Genomic DNA, 15641 nt, shown 5'->3' with positions numbered 1-15641 from the left:
ATATGGTGAGGTGTCCGAGTGGCTGAAGGAGCACGCCTGGAAAGTGTGTATACGGCAACGTATCGGGGGTTCGAATCCCCCCCTCACCGCCATTTTTCAATGAAAAAGCCTGAGCGAAAGTTCAGGCTTTTTTGTTTGTATAGCGCACCGACAAGGGGGGAGATGAGAACCCCCGCCGGGTTCGACAACCGCGCAGCGGTTGGACAGCCACAGGCTGCCCGCACAAAAACGCCGGGAGCGTTTTTGAACAACGCCTGCGTTGACCCCGAAGGGGCGAGGCCCAGGGATGGGCCGAGTAACGGCGAGCGCAGCGAGTCAATCCCCCCCTCACCGCCATTATTCAACGAGAAAGCCTGAGCGAACGTTCAGGCTTTTTTGTCTGCATAACGCACCGACAAAGTAAATTGCCACAATATGGATGTGTTATTGATTAGAATCCAAAAAAATACAGAAAAATTTTACAGCTAGCTGATGCAATACTAACCAGGTGCTGATTTAGCTGAACAGTTCACCTGAACGCAGCATATCTATAAACCTTTGCATATCCCATTCCTTGATATCAGAAACCTGACCATCGCCAATTTCAATTAAGCGAAGATCGCCCGTGGTGGATTCAGCCATATCTATGGAGAAAAACGGTGATTTAATATTATTTGCGATCTTCTGAACTACAGCAGGAATAACATCATCTGCCGCAAAAACTTTATGGTTAAATGAGAAATAGCGCCGCTCACTATCTGGCTTTAACTGTTCAAATTTTCTCAGAGCTACGCCGCCTTCTATTTCTCCACGAAACTGCTTAATGCCAGCTAATATTTCTTGAATCTCTTCAGCATTCCGGGCTACAGATCCGCGCGATGTCGTAAGCGATTTAACATAGTCTTTTACAAACCAGGCAGGCCACTGAAGTACTGACGTAACCTTGCTAAAATCATCGCTCTCTTTCAGGAAAATAGTTTCAGGCGTATAGTCACGGCATAGTTCATACCAGCCGGTGATATAGTGGCAGGCAGCGTAATACTCAGGAGAAACCCACATCTCTGCGCCGCAGCTACTGACAGCGTCATGCAGGGTGCGATATTCTTTTTCCTTAAGCATCCAGCCTCGCCAGATGACAGGTTGCCCTGGTTCAAAACTCCCTGAAAACTTAATCTTTCCTTCATAGAAAGATTGGGAAGATAACAAGACAGTTTTTAAACCCGCTTTTCTTGCGCCATCGCATTCAGCCTCAAAGGTTTCATCAACTCTGTTTGCGTTAAAATAATCGCCTGGATAAATTATTTGCATGCAACATTCCCTTTATATAAAACTAATTCTCCACCGTCACCAGTTTCATAGTACTTAAATTTCGGTAAAAGTACAGACAGGCAACGACTTCCAGCTCGGTTTAACTCCCCCCACTTACAATAAATTACGATTAATACGTTACCTTAAAAATTCTGCACCTGCCAGCTCGCACGTACTATTCCCGCCAGACAAAAATAAGTATAATTAGCATAATGAACTTGATGCATCTTAAAAAATACAGATTCATGATGGAATCACTGCCCATACGACAGAACAAAACCTATCTTTCCAGTTAAAAAATTAATTTTTAAGGAAATATAAAATTCATTTTTATCTTATTAAGAAAGCAACGCAAGATAAACTAAAAAGAGAAGTTCTTTGGCATGAACAGAAAAACAATACCGGCATAGTAGATATTAGCTTAAATGCCGGGCAGACAATTATCCCTGGGAAAGATGATCGTTTATTTTCTGCTTTTATCTCTCACCTGGATAATTTTATTGCTGATTTTAATTCTCTTTTTCCCTTTATTTACCTGTACGATAAAAATTTTTTACACTCAACGTTGTTGACTATATATCATGACAGCACTGATAATTTTTTCAGTAACAAGGAAAAGTGGTTTTCGCTATGCGAAAATATCATAGAAGATTTTAAAAAATTAGCGGAAGTAGCGATTTGCTTTAGTGAAATATTGCTAACCAGCAATGGCTCCGTTATCCTTGTTGGCGGCTCACCAGTCCTGGAATCATTCAGGGATAAAATTTATCATAAATATAACCTCCCTCAACATGTCAGGAAAAATATTATACATATCACTCTTGGCAGATTGCTACAGGAAACGTCGTCAGACAATATGCAAAGTGTTTTTAATTACTTACATCATCGCGGTAAGGTATCGCTGCCTGAACTTATTGTTAACACGCCTAAATTTATTATTTCTCGCGATGTGCTGGGCCATAAAATCGATAATGCATTAACAGATGAATTTAACAAAATTTAAATAAAAAACTGCCATTACTTATGACCTTTTTATTTTTGATGTTAATGCACATGTCGGAGATACAAACGCTGTTTACTGACGACATGTCTGATTCTGTTGACACTCCAGGTCACAGCACAACAGGCCATGACCTGGAAAGCAGGTTAATGTTCAAGCGCGATAGCACAAACGTGTTCAACTTGTGCCAGATCGTTATACAGTTCTGGCAGCGTTATTTTTTTCCTTATGCCCATTTTAAGATTCACTTCAACCTTCCCTTTTTTAATGTCTCTGATAGTAACAGCTTCAATGATATTTTTTTGTTGATGGATACTGTTTATCAAATTTTCCAGTCCGCTTCGTTCGTCAAGGATAACGCGTACTCTGACCTTGCCAGAAAACTGACTTTTTGTTTGCAAAAAAATGATAAGTGAGCTCAGTTTAATCGCCAGTAAAAATAAGGCGGTGGCGAAAAAAGCATGAAAGTAAAAACCAGATCCGCAGGCAATACCTATACCGGCAGAAGCCCAGACCATCGCTGCAGTAGTCAAGCCAGAAATAGCGTCATCATGTCGATGCAGAATCACACCAGCGCCTAAAAAACCTACGCCGCTGATAATCTGTGCCGCAAGGCGCATTGGATCGCTACGAATATTTATCGATATTTCAGCATAGTACTCCGCTGACTGTATTGAGACGATCGTCAGCACGCAACTGGCAACAGCAATAATGACGCATGTTTTAAATCCGACAGGCTTTCTTTTGGACTCTCTTTCCAGACCTATAATGCCGCCAAGGACAAACGCCAAGCTGATTTTTATCACGGTAATTGGCGGAAAAAAGCCTTGTTCAGTAAACATCGCAGCCAGCGTATTCATATACTATATCCTTAAATAATACATCCATTTACTAAATCAGGAGCTAACATTTTCCTGTAAAGGCTTTATTTTTTTACTTGTTAAATCATCGCGGAAAAAATCAGGAAAAAGAAAGAGACTCCAGCGGCAACGCCGGCGGAAACCAGCCAGAAAGTTTCCCACTGAGGGAGAGATTGAGGGCCTTTTTCCGTCACCGTGCTATTGAACAGTTGACCACATACGGTGGAAGCAAACAGTAGCCCAGCTCCATTTGATATGATGAACCTCAGGCTTTGCGCCTGTGCTTTGATTTCTGGTGCTGCCTTACGGTCGACATAAATATCATCGACGGTAAAGAAAAAGTCCCAACAGAATCCCTGTAACATCAGACCCGCCACTACAAATATCATATTGGCGTCCAGTGAAGCATGGGCAAAAAATAAGGTACGAATGATCCAGCACACCGCTCCTGTCAGCAAAACGATTTTAAAACCTGCCTTCAGCAAGAGATATGACAGCAGGAACATAAACAGAATTTCGCAGATGGTCCCAATCTGTAGCATCGAAGCTGCATTATCAAATCCCAGAGTCTGCAAAAACACCGGAATATAAGCAGTGTAGGCTGTTTTCGGGATCATCAAAGCAAAGATGCTGACCATCAATATGGTAAAGCTGCGATCTTTAAACAGCGCTAATGCACCCAGACACAACAGATCTCGCAGAGCAAAGGCGCTTCCTTTAGCCTTAGGGGGAGTATCAGGCAGAGTAAGACAGTAAAACCCTAAGAATATACCTGTAGCCGAAGCAATATACCAGGTCATGGTGTTACCGGAATATCCCATTTCGCCAAGAATAAAACCGATGGTAATAAAACCAATAGTGCCAAATACCCGGATAAAGGGAAAATTCTTAACCCCGTTAATATGACTAAAAGTGATGCTATTGGCCAGCGCAGTAGTCGGATAAAATAACAAACCAACCATGAATATTATAACAAGTGTCATGGCGGTATTTTGCGATTCAATGCATTGTGGAGCTATCAGCAAAATACCCGCATTACACAGATGCAGCGCCGCCATAACCTTCTGTGAAGAGAAAAAACGATCGGCTATCATACCGATAAAAAGCGGTGAAATAATGGTGGCCAGCCCCAATAATGCATAGGAAGAACCGATAATTGTCGCCAATCCATAGGTACTCAGCACCAGTCCCATGGTCATGTTCCAGGCACCCTGCATAAAGTATTGCAAGAACATCATAATGAGCAGGCGCGGTGTTTTATTAAAGTCCATGTTACCAATCCTTCAATGAGCGGTATTCAGAGTCAGGCCATCCCAGGCGACAAGGATATTTTCCTTTGCGCATGCCGTAACCAGTTCGTCGTGCAACAGAGCACCGGTATGAGAAATATGAGACACAATTACCCTGCTCTCTATCCGTGGTTTAATTTATTAACTACGCAGGGAAGTACTGGAATAAGAGAAACGCGAAATAATCAGGGCGAACCTTTTAACCTGCGGCAGGCAGAAATTATTATTGGTCAGGGCGTCACCAATGCCGTTAACGGTATTATGGATGTTGCTCAGGCGGTCAACTATATAAACAGGCGTATTCAGCAGGAAACCGGTGCTTAGGCGTAACCCGATTCTCCTTTTTATATCAGCCTGCCTGCTCTACACGGCCATGTCGGCAAGGCGTTTCTCTACCCGACGCCCTGCCTTGTAAATAGCGCTTTGTCTGTACAACGCCAGGCAAAGGCGCTCGCTTATAACGGATCGGCATAAAGTCAAGGCGCTCACTACGTGGTGCCTGTCGCTGCTCAAATTCCCCAAGCCAACTCACATTTCCCAACCGCCGGCAGGCAAACCAGTAAATTTCGTCTAAAGTTTTTTGCAGGGTCAATTACTTACAGGCTGTGTCTGGTCTGGACAAGGAGAACAATGATGACGAAAAAGGCCGTAAATTCTCAATGGAAAGGCGCGTTGCTGTTGCCTTTGTTGATAACGGGTGCGCTGGCTACGGGATCTTTTTATGCACAGGCTGCGGAAAATCAGCAGCAGGCTGAGGCACCTCAACCGCCGGATGTCCGTTTTGGGCCGCTGTATCACGCGATACAGTCAGCAAAATTTTTCCCGGATCAAAAAACGTTCGCCGATGCGGTACCGAAATATAATCCGGCTTCGATTCTCGCCGACTGGCAGATGCAGAAAAACCAGCGTAATTTCGACCTGCGCCGCTTTGTGGAGAATAATTTTACCGTGCCGGGCAAGCCTGAAGCCTATGTTCCCCCAGCCGGACAGAGCCTGCGTGAACACATCAATGGCCTCTGGCCGGTGCTGACGCGCACGACTGATAAAGTAAACCAGTACGACTCGCTGCTTTCGCTGCCTAAACCCTATGTCGTACCGGGCGGGCGCTTCAGGGAAGTGTATTACTGGGACAGCTATTTCACCATGCTGGGCCTGGCAGAAAGCGGCCACTGGGATCGCGTACAGGATATGGTCGATAACTTTGCTTACGAGCTGGATACCTACGGACATATCCCTAACGGTAACCGCAGCTACTATCTCAGCCGTTCCCAGCCGCCCTTCTTTAGCCTGATGGTCGATTTGCTGGCGCAGCATGACGGCGAGCAAACCTACGCAAAATATCTGCCGCAGCTGGAAAAAGAGTATCACTACTGGATGGCGGATGCACAAACCGTCACCGCAGGTAGTGCCAGCAAACGCGTAGTGAAACTGAAAGAGGGTACGGTGCTGAACCGCTACTGGGATGCGCGCGACGTGCCGCGTACCGAATCCTATATGGATGATATTACCACGGCACAAAAATCGCCCCAGCGTAACAAAGCGGAACTTTACCGCGATCTGCGTTCGGGCGCGGCATCAGGCTGGGATTTCAGCTCCCGCTGGTTTGACGATCCCAACGATCTTTCTACCATCCGTACCACCGAGATCGTACCGGTAGATCTGAACGCCCTGCTGTTCCATTTGGAAAAAACGCTGTCGCATGCCAGCAAGGTGGCGAATAAATCAGATGAGAGCCAGCGCTACGCGGAGCTGGCAGAAAAACGTCAGGCCGCCATTAACCGCTATCTGTGGAACGATAAAGAGGGCTGGTACGCCGATTATGACTGGAAACGTAACAGCGTACGCACTCAGCTAACTGCCGCCGCGCTGTTCCCGCTCTATGCCAAAGCTGCCAGCAGCGATCGTGCGGCGAAAACAGCGGATGCGGTAGAGAAACAGCTGGTAAAAGCGGGCGGTCTGGTTACCACCAATGTGCATAACGGTCAGCAATGGGATGCACCTAACGGGTGGGCACCGTTGCAGTGGATCGCGGTTGAAGGCCTGAATCATTACAACGAGCAGACGCTGGCGAAAGAGATCGGTATGCGCTTTCTGGAAAACGTTCAGGCTACCTATAATCGCGAGCATAAGCTGGTGGAAAAATATGTTGTTGAAGGCAATCTCGGCGGCGGCGGTGGCGGTGAATATCCGTTGCAGGACGGCTTCGGCTGGACCAACGGCGTGACGCTTAAGCTGATGGATATGTATTGTCCGCAGGGTATCACCTGTAACAACGTCGATGATATGAAAAAAACGCAGTAATTTGATATTGACCCGGCATTGCCGCCGGGTCAATGCTCTCTGTTTTAACACTATGAATCCGCACTATTTATCTGGATATATTCAGATAAATCTCCACTTGAATCAGACACAGAGAAAGATAATAATTCTCATTAGTCTTTGCAGTTACAATATGATTAACCGTTCAATTTCTTCTGTCGGTCGTCGCTCTGACAGCGCGACCTTTTTGTCTGTTTTAAGGGATATCAAATGGGAATGCCTTTCAGCCTGAAACGTTCCGCGCTGCTTTGTTCGCTGGCGCTTGCCGTACCTGGTTTTGCCATTGCTGCCGATACGCTGGTCGTTACCGCTCAGCCAGCGGAAACCGCTGATTCACCCACCGCTGGCTATCGCGCCAAAACCAGTAGCGGCGCAACGAAAACCGACCGCCCGCTGATTACTACCGGTCAGTCCGTTTCGGTGATTACACGGCAGCAAATTGAAGACCAGGGTGCGATGGACGTTAACCAGGCGCTGAACTACAGCTCCGGGGTGTTTACCAACTTTGCCGGGGCCGCCACCCGCTATGATACGGTTTCACTGCGCGGCTTCCACGGTGGCGATGTGGATAACACCTTCCTGGACGGCCTGCGCCTGATGACCGATGGCGGCAGCTATAACGCATTACAGGTCGATCCCTGGTTCCTGGAACGCATCGACGTGATTAAAGGCCCTTCTTCCGCGCTGTATGGTCAGACCGTGCCCGGCGGGCTGGTGATGATGACCTCCAAACGCCCGCAGTTTCAGCAGGAAGGCCACTTCCGGTTGATGGCGGGCAATAACAGCACGACCGGTGCCGCCTTCGATTATACCAATGCCATTAACGACCAGTGGGCGTTTCGTCTGACCGGTATCACCCGCAACAGCGATACGCAGTACGATCACACGCGTGAAGAGCGCTATGCCATTTCGCCTTCTCTGCTCTGGCAGCCGGACAGCGATACCTCTCTGTTGCTGAAAGCCTACCTGCAAAAAGATCCGTCTGGCGGCTATCATGGCTCGGTGCCGGGCGAAGGCAGCATTACCGAACGTAACGGACGTAAGCTCAGCAACGGATTCTATGATGGCGAAAGCGCAATCGATCAGTTTAAACGCCGTGAGCAAATTTACAGCTACGTCTTCTCACATCGCTTTAACGAGACCTGGGCTTTCCGCTCTAACGCCAGCTATACCCACTCCAACGTCGATCTGGATCAGGTCTACCAGATTGGCTGGATTGGCGACAGCAATTTGCTGGATCGCTACTACTCCGGCGAGCGTTCCTCGCTGGATGCCTTCGCTATCGATAATCAGCTGGAAGCCGATTTTACCACCGGCGAAGTTGAACATACGCTGGTGCTGGGTGCTGATTATCATCAGTACCGTGACAGCCTGTGGGATGCCAGCGCCTATGTGGATCCGCTGAATGCCCGCACCGGCGTCGGCGGCACACATTTCTGGCAAAGCGCCTACGATCCGGCCGATCCTGACGCCGCCCGTACTCCCGGCCTCTACGCCTATAATCAAACGCGCCGCTACCATCAGACAGGCGTCTATTTACAGGATGAGATGGCGTGGAATAACTGGCACATGACGCTCTCTGGCCGTTACGATCGCCTGGTGGCGAAAAGCACCAACGATACAACCGACACCAGCCGCCGCCGCTCCGATGACCATATCAGCGGGCGCGCCTCGCTGCTGTATGCGTTCGATAATGGCATTTCTCCCTATGTCAGCTACAGCCAGGCGATTACCCCTTCCAGTCTGCCAGACGCCAGCGGCGATCTGTTGAAGCCAACCACCGCCGAGCAGTATGAGGCTGGGGTGAAATATCAGCCGAACGGCACTTCAGATATGTACTCTCTCGCAGTTTACGATCTGACGCAGAAGGATGTCGGCAACCGCGTAGTTAACACCTCTTACTATGAACCTGCCGGAAAGGTGCATTCACGCGGGCTGGAGCTGGAGGCGCGTAATCAGCTGACGCCGCGCTTTAGCACTATCGCCAACTATTCGGTGACGCGCGTGCGCTTTAAAGATAGCGTCGATGGTAATGACGGGCATACGCCTTATGTCACGCCTAATCAGATCGCTTCGCTGTGGGGTTACTATAAGTTTGACTATGGCATCAGCGCGGGCGCGGGCGTGCGCTATATCGGCAAGCAGTGGGCGGATAATGAAAACAGTACGCGTTTGCCTTCGGCGACGCTGTTTGATGCCTCTGTTCGCGCCGATCTCGGCGCATGGAATAACCAGCTGAAAGGGGCATGGGTGCAGGTTAACGCCAATAACCTGACCGATCGCGAGTATGTCGCCGCCTGTTACGGCACCGGTAATTGCTACTGGGGCGCCGAACGTTCTGTTGTCGCCACCGTTGGCTACGATTTCTGACCGGCAGTTAACGTTTTATCAGGTCAGGCCGCGGTTGTTTTCTTGCAGACGGCTACAAAGCTTCAAAAGCGGGTGACATGTACCGAAGAGCAAAGCGTCCCGCGCCATGGAAGGCGCGGGCCGAGCTGGCAGGGATGCTATCTTTTGCGTCTTTGCGAACGGAACATGTCACCCGCGAGAACGCCGCTCTAATGAAAGAGGCACCTGCTTTCTTTCATTCTTATCGACAGCGCTATCAGCCACGCAGCGTGGCGGCAATCGTCTCCTGCCACGGGGTGGTTGGACGCCCAATCAGCTGGCTCAGCGTGCTGCTGTCATCAAACAGCCCGCCCTGCGCCGCGCCAACATCGGAATCCGCCAGCATCTCTGCCAACCCCTGCGGCAATCCCGCCTCAATCAACAGCGTGGCAAACGCCTGCTGTGACAGATTATTCCACGCTACCGCCGTACCGCTTTGGCGCGCGATCTCCGCTGCAAATTCCGCCAGCGTATAGCTGCTGTCGCCCGCCAGCTCATAGACTTTTTCCTGCGGCGTCATCTGTGTTATCACCGCCGCGGCTGCTTCAGCATAGTCCTGGCGCGTGGCTGATGCGATACGCCCCTCTCCCGCCGCGCCGGTAAACGCATGGAACTGTAATGCAGCAGGAATGCTGGCCGCATAGTTCTCGGTGTACCAGCCGTTACGCAACAGCGCAAAGCGCAGACCAGAGGCGCGCAGTGCCGCTTCCGTCTGGCGATGTTCGTCAGCCAGGCCCAGCGGTGAACGATCGGCATGTAGCAGGCTGGTATAGGCGATAAAACGCAGCGTATTTTTCTTTGCCGCATCAATCACTGCCTGATGCTGTGCCGCCCTTTTCCCTATCTCGCTGGAAGAGATCAGCAGCAGACGCTCAACGCCTGCCAGCGCCCGCTCCAGCGCAGAAGCGTCATTGTAATCAGCCTGACGAACAGCAATGCCCTTTTCTGCCAAATCGCGTGCCTTCTCCGGGCTGCGCACAACCGCCACAATCTCCTGAGCAGGCACTTTCGTTAACAGACTTTCGATAACCAGACGGCCAAGCTGGCCGGTAGCGCCGGTAACTGCAATCATTTTCTTTCTCCTTAACAATAACGGTGGTGTCGAAACAGCCTAAAGGATAGACTTACTTAAAGTAAGTACTTACAGGAATGTTAGGATGAAAAAAAATAACCAACCCGTAGCCAATCTGCCGTCAGCGCGCGGAGAGCTGCTTAACCCTAACTGTCCATCACGCGAGCTACTAAAGCGCATGACCAGCCGCTGGACAATGCTGGTTATACTGGCGCTGCGGGAAAAAACGCTGCGCTTTAGCGAAATTCGCCGTGCCATCGGCGGCGTCAGCGAGCGCATGCTGGCCCAGACGTTACGTTATATGGAAGAGGATGGCCTGCTGATCAGAAAAGCCTACGATGTCGTACCGCCGCACGTCGAATATCGCCTGACACCGCTCGGAAGGGAAGCCAGCGAGCACGTACTGGCGCTGGCCGACTGGCTGGAAAGCCATTTTCCGCTGATCCAGCAGCAGCGGATCAACATGCAGAACCTTGATTAATTCCTGCCTGAACGCGACAAAAACGAAAGCCGTATAAAACATCAATAACAGAAAAGGAGGCCGAAGCCTCCTTTTTTTAACCTTTATGACTTAACGATTAGTGTCGTACTTTACGGTAAATAAACAGCACCACGATGGCACCGATGACCGCAACAACGAAGCTGCCAAAGTTAAAGCCGTCCACGCGACCGAAGCCGAAGAAGGTGCTGATCCAGCCACCAACTACCGCACCGATAATCCCCAGAATGACCGTAATGATGAAACCGCCGCCGTCCTTGCCCGGCATAATCCATTTAGCGATGATACCGGCGATTAAACCAAAAATAATCCATGACAGAATTCCCATCTGCAACTCCTTCTTATCTACGACTAATTAACATACCAACAATAATTCCCACTACGGCGCCAGCACCAACGCCCGCCCAGGGGTTACTTTTCACATACGAACACGCCTGATGCGTTACGTTGTTCATCTCGCGACACAGTTCACTACCTGCTTCGCGGGTGCGATCATGTGCATAATCCAGTTGATTACGCGTTTCTTTTTTCGAAAACATTACCTGCCCTCCTGAAATCGGTTCGCGGTCGTCCTGCTCATTCCACTTCTGGCAACAAGTATAGGACAGGATTCTAACTCTGTGATTTCAGGTAAAACTTTCTGAGAAAAATTTCTTAAAAAATACTTAGTGAGCATAAAATTTCGCGTCACGGTGCCGATAATCCCGATGTGACGGTAACTTGTAACTATTTTTAACAACTCGCTGGAGCCGGACGTGAAAGAGCCAGACAATGAACAGTTTTATAAACGCGGCGCGCTGGCCGTTTTGGGCGTGTTGCGCGACATCGGTCGCGACAATACGCCGCTGTTGGTGTCCCATGCGCGCGGTCAGTTTATCAGCCGTGTGCTGTTCGTTGATCAGACGCAGCTGATGATTGATTACGGCAGCCACGATTACGATAATCAGGTTACGCTGGAGGTGCGCGATTTACGCGTTAGCGCAGAGATGCGCGGTGCCAAAGTGGCGTTCACGCTGCCGCAGCTACACGCCACGCAGTATGAAGGCCTGCCCGCGTTCGGCGCGCCGTTGCCGCCGGAGCTGCTGCAAATTCAGCGTCGTGAATATTTCCGCATCAGCGCCCCGCTCGATCCGATTTTTTACTGTCACGTCACCTGGCCCGAAGGCGGTAGCGCTCGCTTACGTATGCAGGATCTGTCGCTGGGCGGCGTCGGCCTGCTGGTGGATGGCGAGCTGCCGGAAAACCTCGCCGGCGGCGATATCTGGCGCGGCCTGCGGCTGGATATGGGCGAATATGGTGAGTTTAAGGTTGATGCGCAGCTGCTACATATTGGCTGGCGAACCACCGTCAGCAGCAAAAATGAGACCATTCACACGCCGCGATTAAGTTTCCGCTTTACCTCGCTCAGCGCCGCACAAGAGCGCCAGCTACAGCAGATTATTTTTTCTCTGGAGCGTGTCGCACGCGAGAAGGCGATGCGCTTTCGCTAATCCCGCTTTTTCTCCTCCTGGCAAAGGTAATCACCCTGAGCCAGGCTTACAGTTGATTTTTTTGCCCGCTCAACCGTAAGGAGATTTTCCCTGATGGAGGAATTATTATCCGATCAGACACTGTCACTACTCACTAACCGGGCGTTCTGGATCAATACGGCTATCGTCGTGGTCGGCACGCTGGTCATTTACTGGCTGCTGCGCTCGCTGATTGGCTTCTTCAGCACCCGCCTGGGGCGTTTTACCGAAGGGCACCACTCGCGCTTTTACAATATTGCCGTAGAGATGCTGCGTACCACCAGCCGCCTGCTGCTGTTTATCTTCTCTCTGCTGATCGCCATTAAGTTTATCGATCTGCCCGCCAACTGGCGCGGCGCTGTCGATCACGGCTGGTTTGTCGCGCTGATATTACAGTTCGCGCTCTGGCTCGACTGCGGCGTGCGTCTCTGGCTGCGCAATATGCTGCGCGATCCGACACACGTGCGTAACCCGGTCACCATGGTCATTCTCGGCATTATGCTGCGGGTGTTTATCTGGGCGATTATCCTGCTGGCCATCCTTTCCAACATGGGCGTTAACATCACCGCGCTGGTGGCGAGCCTCGGCGTTGGCGGTATCGCTGTGGCGCTGGCTATCCAGACGGTGCTGAGCGACGTGTTTGCTTCGCTGGCGATTGGCATCGATAAACCGTTTGAGATCGGTGACTTTATCGTTTTCGGCGACGTAGCCGGATCGATCGAGCATATTGGTCTGAAAACCACGCGCATTCGTAGCCTGAGCGGTGAGCAGATTGTCTGCTCTAACGCCATCCTGCTACAGCAAACCATTCATAACTACAAACGGATGCAGGAGCGTCGCATTCAGTTTCGCTTTGGCATCAGCTATAACACGCCTGCGGAAAAAGCGCGTCAGATTGGCGGGATCGTTAAAGAGATTATTCAGGGTGTGGAACAAACGCGTTTCGACCGCGCGCACTTTTTCTCTTTCGATGTTTCCCAGCTGACTTATGAAGTCATCTATTACGTGACCGATGCCGACTACAACAAATATATGGATATTCAGCAGGAGATTAACCTGCAGCTGATGGAGCGACTGACGGCGCTGGAAGTGCATTTCGCCTTCCCGATCCGGCATATACAGTTCACCGGCGGCACGCTGCCGGAAGTCAACGTGACGGACGCCGCCTCCAACGAAGAGAACGAAGCGCCGTCGCGGGAACATCAGATGGTGCGATAAACGGTATTCACCTTCCACAAATAGCGCGGCGCCTGGGCAGCCGGATGTTTGGTCTGCACATGGCGCCGGAATTCATCCGGCGTCATCTCATTAATCATCGCAATAGCGCGGTCCCGATCGCGGGAAAAAGTGCGCAGCAGCGCCCCGGCACCGTTGGCATAGGCGACGATAGTCGCGTAACGCAGCGTTTCAGGATCGCGAATGCCGGAGAGCGCCCGCTTCTGTAACAGACGAATATAGGCGGTGCCGATATCGATATTTTTTGCCGGATCGCGCAGCTCAGCGGCGGTTGGCTGACCACGGCGGCCCTGTGCCCGGTAAACTTCCCGTCCGGCGGTAGAAGCTTTAATCTGCATCAGCCCAACCGCGTTAGAGCGGCTGACCACGCCGGGATTACCGCCCGATTCGACGCTGATAATAGCGTTGATCAGACGCTCATCCACGCCATAATGGCTGGCGGCATCTTCGGTAAACATTGACCATGTCTGTGCTACCTGACGGGGTGGCGCTTTGGTTAGCGGCGTTTGTTGCTGATGAGAAATCGTGTGTCTGGCGTTTTCGCTGGCGCAGCCAGCCAGTAACAGTGCAGAAAGCATCAGCATCCTGATTTTCACGCGTTAGGTTTCCTTAAAGCCTGATAACTGCGTTTCATCTTACTGACCGATCCGCATTGCCATATTGCCGCTTTTCCGAATTTACAAATAAAGTGTGACAAATGATGACTTTAGCGCGCGGTTTCGTCATTATCACGCCTGTTGGACGGCAAACGCGTAAAATGCCTTCAACGCTTTAAGGAGAACAGAGTCATGAACCCGCAGCCCCCCCGCACTATCCATCTGATTGCCCCTTCAGGCTACTGCCACAACCAGCCCGCCGCCGCGCTGGGCGTACAGCGATTGCAGCAGGCGGGTCATCAGGTGAACAACCAGCACGCCATCAGCCGTCGCTTTCAGCGCTTTGCCGGTAGCGATGCCGAGCGTTTACAGGATATCAATGCGCTCGCCAGGCTCAGCCCTTTGCCGGACATTATTCTGGCGGTGCGCGGCGGTTACGGCGTCACACGGCTGCTGGAACAGGTTGATTACAATGGCCTTAAGCAGGCGCTGACCGCGCAGCCGGTCGCCCTGTGTGGACACAGCGATCTGACCGCGCTACAGCTGGCGCTGCTGGCAAAGAGCGGCCTGATTACCTTTAGCGGGCCGATGCTGAGCGGCAATTTCGGGGCACCGGTGCTTTCCGACTTCACCTCAGATCATTTCTGGCAGGCAATAACCACGCCCGCCTTTAGCCTGACATGGCAAAGCGGCGTATCTGCCCTGCCGCGGCTGGAAGGCACACTGTGGGGCGGAAATCTGGCGATGATCATGACGCTGGTTGGGACGCCATGGCTGCCGGAGGTGACCGACGGCATACTGGTTATCGAAGATGTTAATGAGCATCCCTTCCGCGTCGAACGGATGCTGTTGCAACTGCACCAGTGCGGCGTGCTGGCGCGGCAGCGGGCGATTATCGTCGGTAGCTTCAGCGGTTTTAACCCGACGGAGTATGATAACGGTTTCAGTTTTGCTACCGTCTGGCAGCGTATTCGTGAGGTGACTGGTCTGCCGGTCATTGACGGCCTGGATTTCGGACACGAACAGAAAACAGTTACCCTACCGCTTGGCGCACGCGGCGCATTATGCGTGGCTGAGGGACAGGCGACTTTGGATATCAGCGGCCATCCGGTTTTACGCCAGGCCGCAGCGCAGATCACAGGTTGACAGCACCCGCGCCAGAATCGCGCCGGTTAACGGGGTGAATATGACTGAACTCGATCGATTATTCCAGCGGCTGAGCGCCTCCCCTTTCCGCCGCCGTTTCCGGCTCGGCGCGAAGGAGCGCCGCTACTGTACGGAGAAAGGCCCGGAGACAATCGAGCGCCACGCCGCCGACTTTGTCGCACAGCGTCTGGCCGATGCCGAGCCGCGTAACGATGGCAAACAAACGCCGATGCGCGGACATCCGGTATTTATTGCGCAACATGCCACCGCAACCTGCTGCCGGGGATGCCTGGAAAAATGGCATCATATCGCCGCGCATCAGCCATTAAGCGCCGGGCAGCAGCGCTATATCGTTAAGGTGATTTATGCCTGGCTGGTGAGAGAGATGAACCGCTAAACACGGCAGGCGTCCTGCCAGCACCGCTGGTTTAGCGCCATTCA

Annotated in this window: 14 protein-coding genes, 1 tRNA gene and 1 pseudogene; 9 read left to right on the top strand and 7 right to left on the bottom strand. The window is 51.3% G+C overall.

Annotation, left to right across the window (positions count from 1 at the left end; genetic code table 11):
• Window positions 1-4 precede the first annotated feature (4 nt).
• Window positions 5-92, top strand: a tRNA-Ser gene (locus C7M51_RS05330).
• 403 nt (window positions 93-495) lie between these two features.
• Here the strand turns inward: C7M51_RS05330 and C7M51_RS05325 are convergent.
• From C7M51_RS05325 to C7M51_RS05315, 3 genes and pseudogenes are all read right to left on the bottom strand, one after another.
• On the bottom strand, window positions 496-1287 hold the full coding sequence (locus C7M51_RS05325) for an ATP-grasp domain-containing protein (RefSeq protein WP_160620829.1): 792 nt from the start codon (window positions 1285-1287) through the stop codon (window positions 496-498).
• A 1146-nt stretch (window positions 1288-2433) separates the two neighbouring features.
• Entirely contained in the window at window positions 2434-3147 is a 714-nt protein-coding gene (locus tag C7M51_RS05320) for an MgtC/SapB family protein (RefSeq protein WP_160620828.1), read from the bottom strand.
• A 36-nt stretch (window positions 3148-3183) separates the two neighbouring features.
• Window positions 3184-4418 (bottom strand): annotated as a pseudogene (locus C7M51_RS05315) (MFS transporter).
• A gap of 117 nt (window positions 4419-4535) precedes the next feature.
• Between C7M51_RS05315 and C7M51_RS05305 the strand changes: the two are divergent.
• The 3 genes from C7M51_RS05305 to C7M51_RS05295 all read left to right on the top strand — a co-directional run bounded on the left by C7M51_RS05305 (window position 4536) and on the right by C7M51_RS05295 (window position 9125).
• On the top strand, window positions 4536-4760 hold the full coding sequence (locus C7M51_RS05305) for a hypothetical protein (RefSeq protein WP_244323801.1): 225 nt from the start codon (window positions 4536-4538) through the stop codon (window positions 4758-4760).
• A gap of 309 nt (window positions 4761-5069) precedes the next feature.
• Window positions 5070-6737, top strand: a complete 1668-nt coding sequence (gene treA / locus C7M51_RS05300; protein WP_160623577.1) for an alpha,alpha-trehalase TreA — start codon at window positions 5070-5072, stop codon at window positions 6735-6737.
• 228 nt (window positions 6738-6965) lie between these two features.
• A complete protein-coding gene (locus C7M51_RS05295; protein ID WP_160620826.1) occupies window positions 6966-9125 on the top strand; it encodes a TonB-dependent siderophore receptor in 2160 nt (719 codons plus the stop codon).
• Window positions 9126-9360: 235 nt separating this feature from the next.
• On the opposite strand, the gene C7M51_RS05290 is transcribed toward C7M51_RS05295, so the two are convergent.
• Window positions 9361-10215, bottom strand: coding sequence for an SDR family oxidoreductase (locus C7M51_RS05290; RefSeq protein ID WP_160620825.1), 855 nt, complete (start codon window positions 10213-10215; stop codon window positions 9361-9363).
• Window positions 10216-10300: 85 nt separating this feature from the next.
• Between C7M51_RS05290 and C7M51_RS05285 the strand changes: the two genes are divergently transcribed.
• Window positions 10301-10696 carry a winged helix-turn-helix transcriptional regulator gene (locus C7M51_RS05285; protein ID WP_160620824.1) on the top strand — a complete coding sequence of 132 codons (396 nt, stop codon included), beginning with the start codon at window positions 10301-10303 and terminating at the stop codon, window positions 10694-10696.
• Between the two features lie 97 nt (window positions 10697-10793).
• Here the strand turns inward: C7M51_RS05285 and C7M51_RS05280 are convergent, their stop codons facing one another.
• Window positions 10794-11042 carry a GlsB/YeaQ/YmgE family stress response membrane protein gene (locus C7M51_RS05280; protein WP_141174355.1) on the bottom strand — a complete coding sequence of 83 codons (249 nt, stop codon included), beginning with the start codon at window positions 11040-11042 and terminating at the stop codon, window positions 10794-10796.
• Window positions 11043-11055: 13 nt separating this feature from the next.
• Window positions 11056-11253, bottom strand: coding sequence for a glycine zipper domain-containing protein (locus C7M51_RS05275; protein WP_160620823.1), 198 nt, complete (start codon window positions 11251-11253; stop codon window positions 11056-11058).
• A gap of 216 nt (window positions 11254-11469) precedes the next feature.
• Between C7M51_RS05275 and C7M51_RS05270 the strand changes: the two genes are divergently transcribed.
• On the top strand, window positions 11470-12204 hold the full coding sequence (locus C7M51_RS05270) for a flagellar brake protein (RefSeq protein WP_160620822.1): 735 nt from the start codon (window positions 11470-11472) through the stop codon (window positions 12202-12204).
• 93 nt (window positions 12205-12297) lie between these two features.
• Entirely contained in the window at window positions 12298-13440 is a 1143-nt protein-coding gene (locus C7M51_RS05265; RefSeq protein ID WP_160620821.1) for a mechanosensitive ion channel family protein, read from the top strand.
• Here C7M51_RS05265 and emtA read toward each other — a convergent pair.
• Window positions 13425-14042 carry a membrane-bound lytic murein transglycosylase EmtA gene (gene emtA, locus C7M51_RS05260; RefSeq protein WP_160623576.1) on the bottom strand — a complete coding sequence of 206 codons (618 nt, stop codon included), beginning with the start codon at window positions 14040-14042 and terminating at the stop codon, window positions 13425-13427. The genes C7M51_RS05265 and emtA overlap by 16 nt on opposite strands.
• Before the next feature lie 204 nt (window positions 14043-14246).
• Between emtA and ldcA the strand changes: the two genes are divergently transcribed.
• On the top strand, window positions 14247-15200 hold the full coding sequence (gene ldcA / locus C7M51_RS05255; protein ID WP_160620820.1) for a muramoyltetrapeptide carboxypeptidase: 954 nt from the start codon (window positions 14247-14249) through the stop codon (window positions 15198-15200).
• A gap of 40 nt (window positions 15201-15240) precedes the next feature.
• On the top strand, window positions 15241-15597 hold the full coding sequence (locus C7M51_RS05250) for a DUF4186 domain-containing protein (protein WP_160620819.1): 357 nt from the start codon (window positions 15241-15243) through the stop codon (window positions 15595-15597).
• Window positions 15598-15641 lie beyond the last annotated feature (44 nt).

The sequence above is a fragment of the Mixta intestinalis genome (assembly GCF_009914055.1).
Classification (GTDB): domain Bacteria; phylum Pseudomonadota; class Gammaproteobacteria; order Enterobacterales; family Enterobacteriaceae; genus Mixta; species Mixta intestinalis.
The sequence above is the reverse complement of the archived record's forward strand: the minus strand, read 5'-3'. Positions and strand labels throughout refer to the sequence as shown.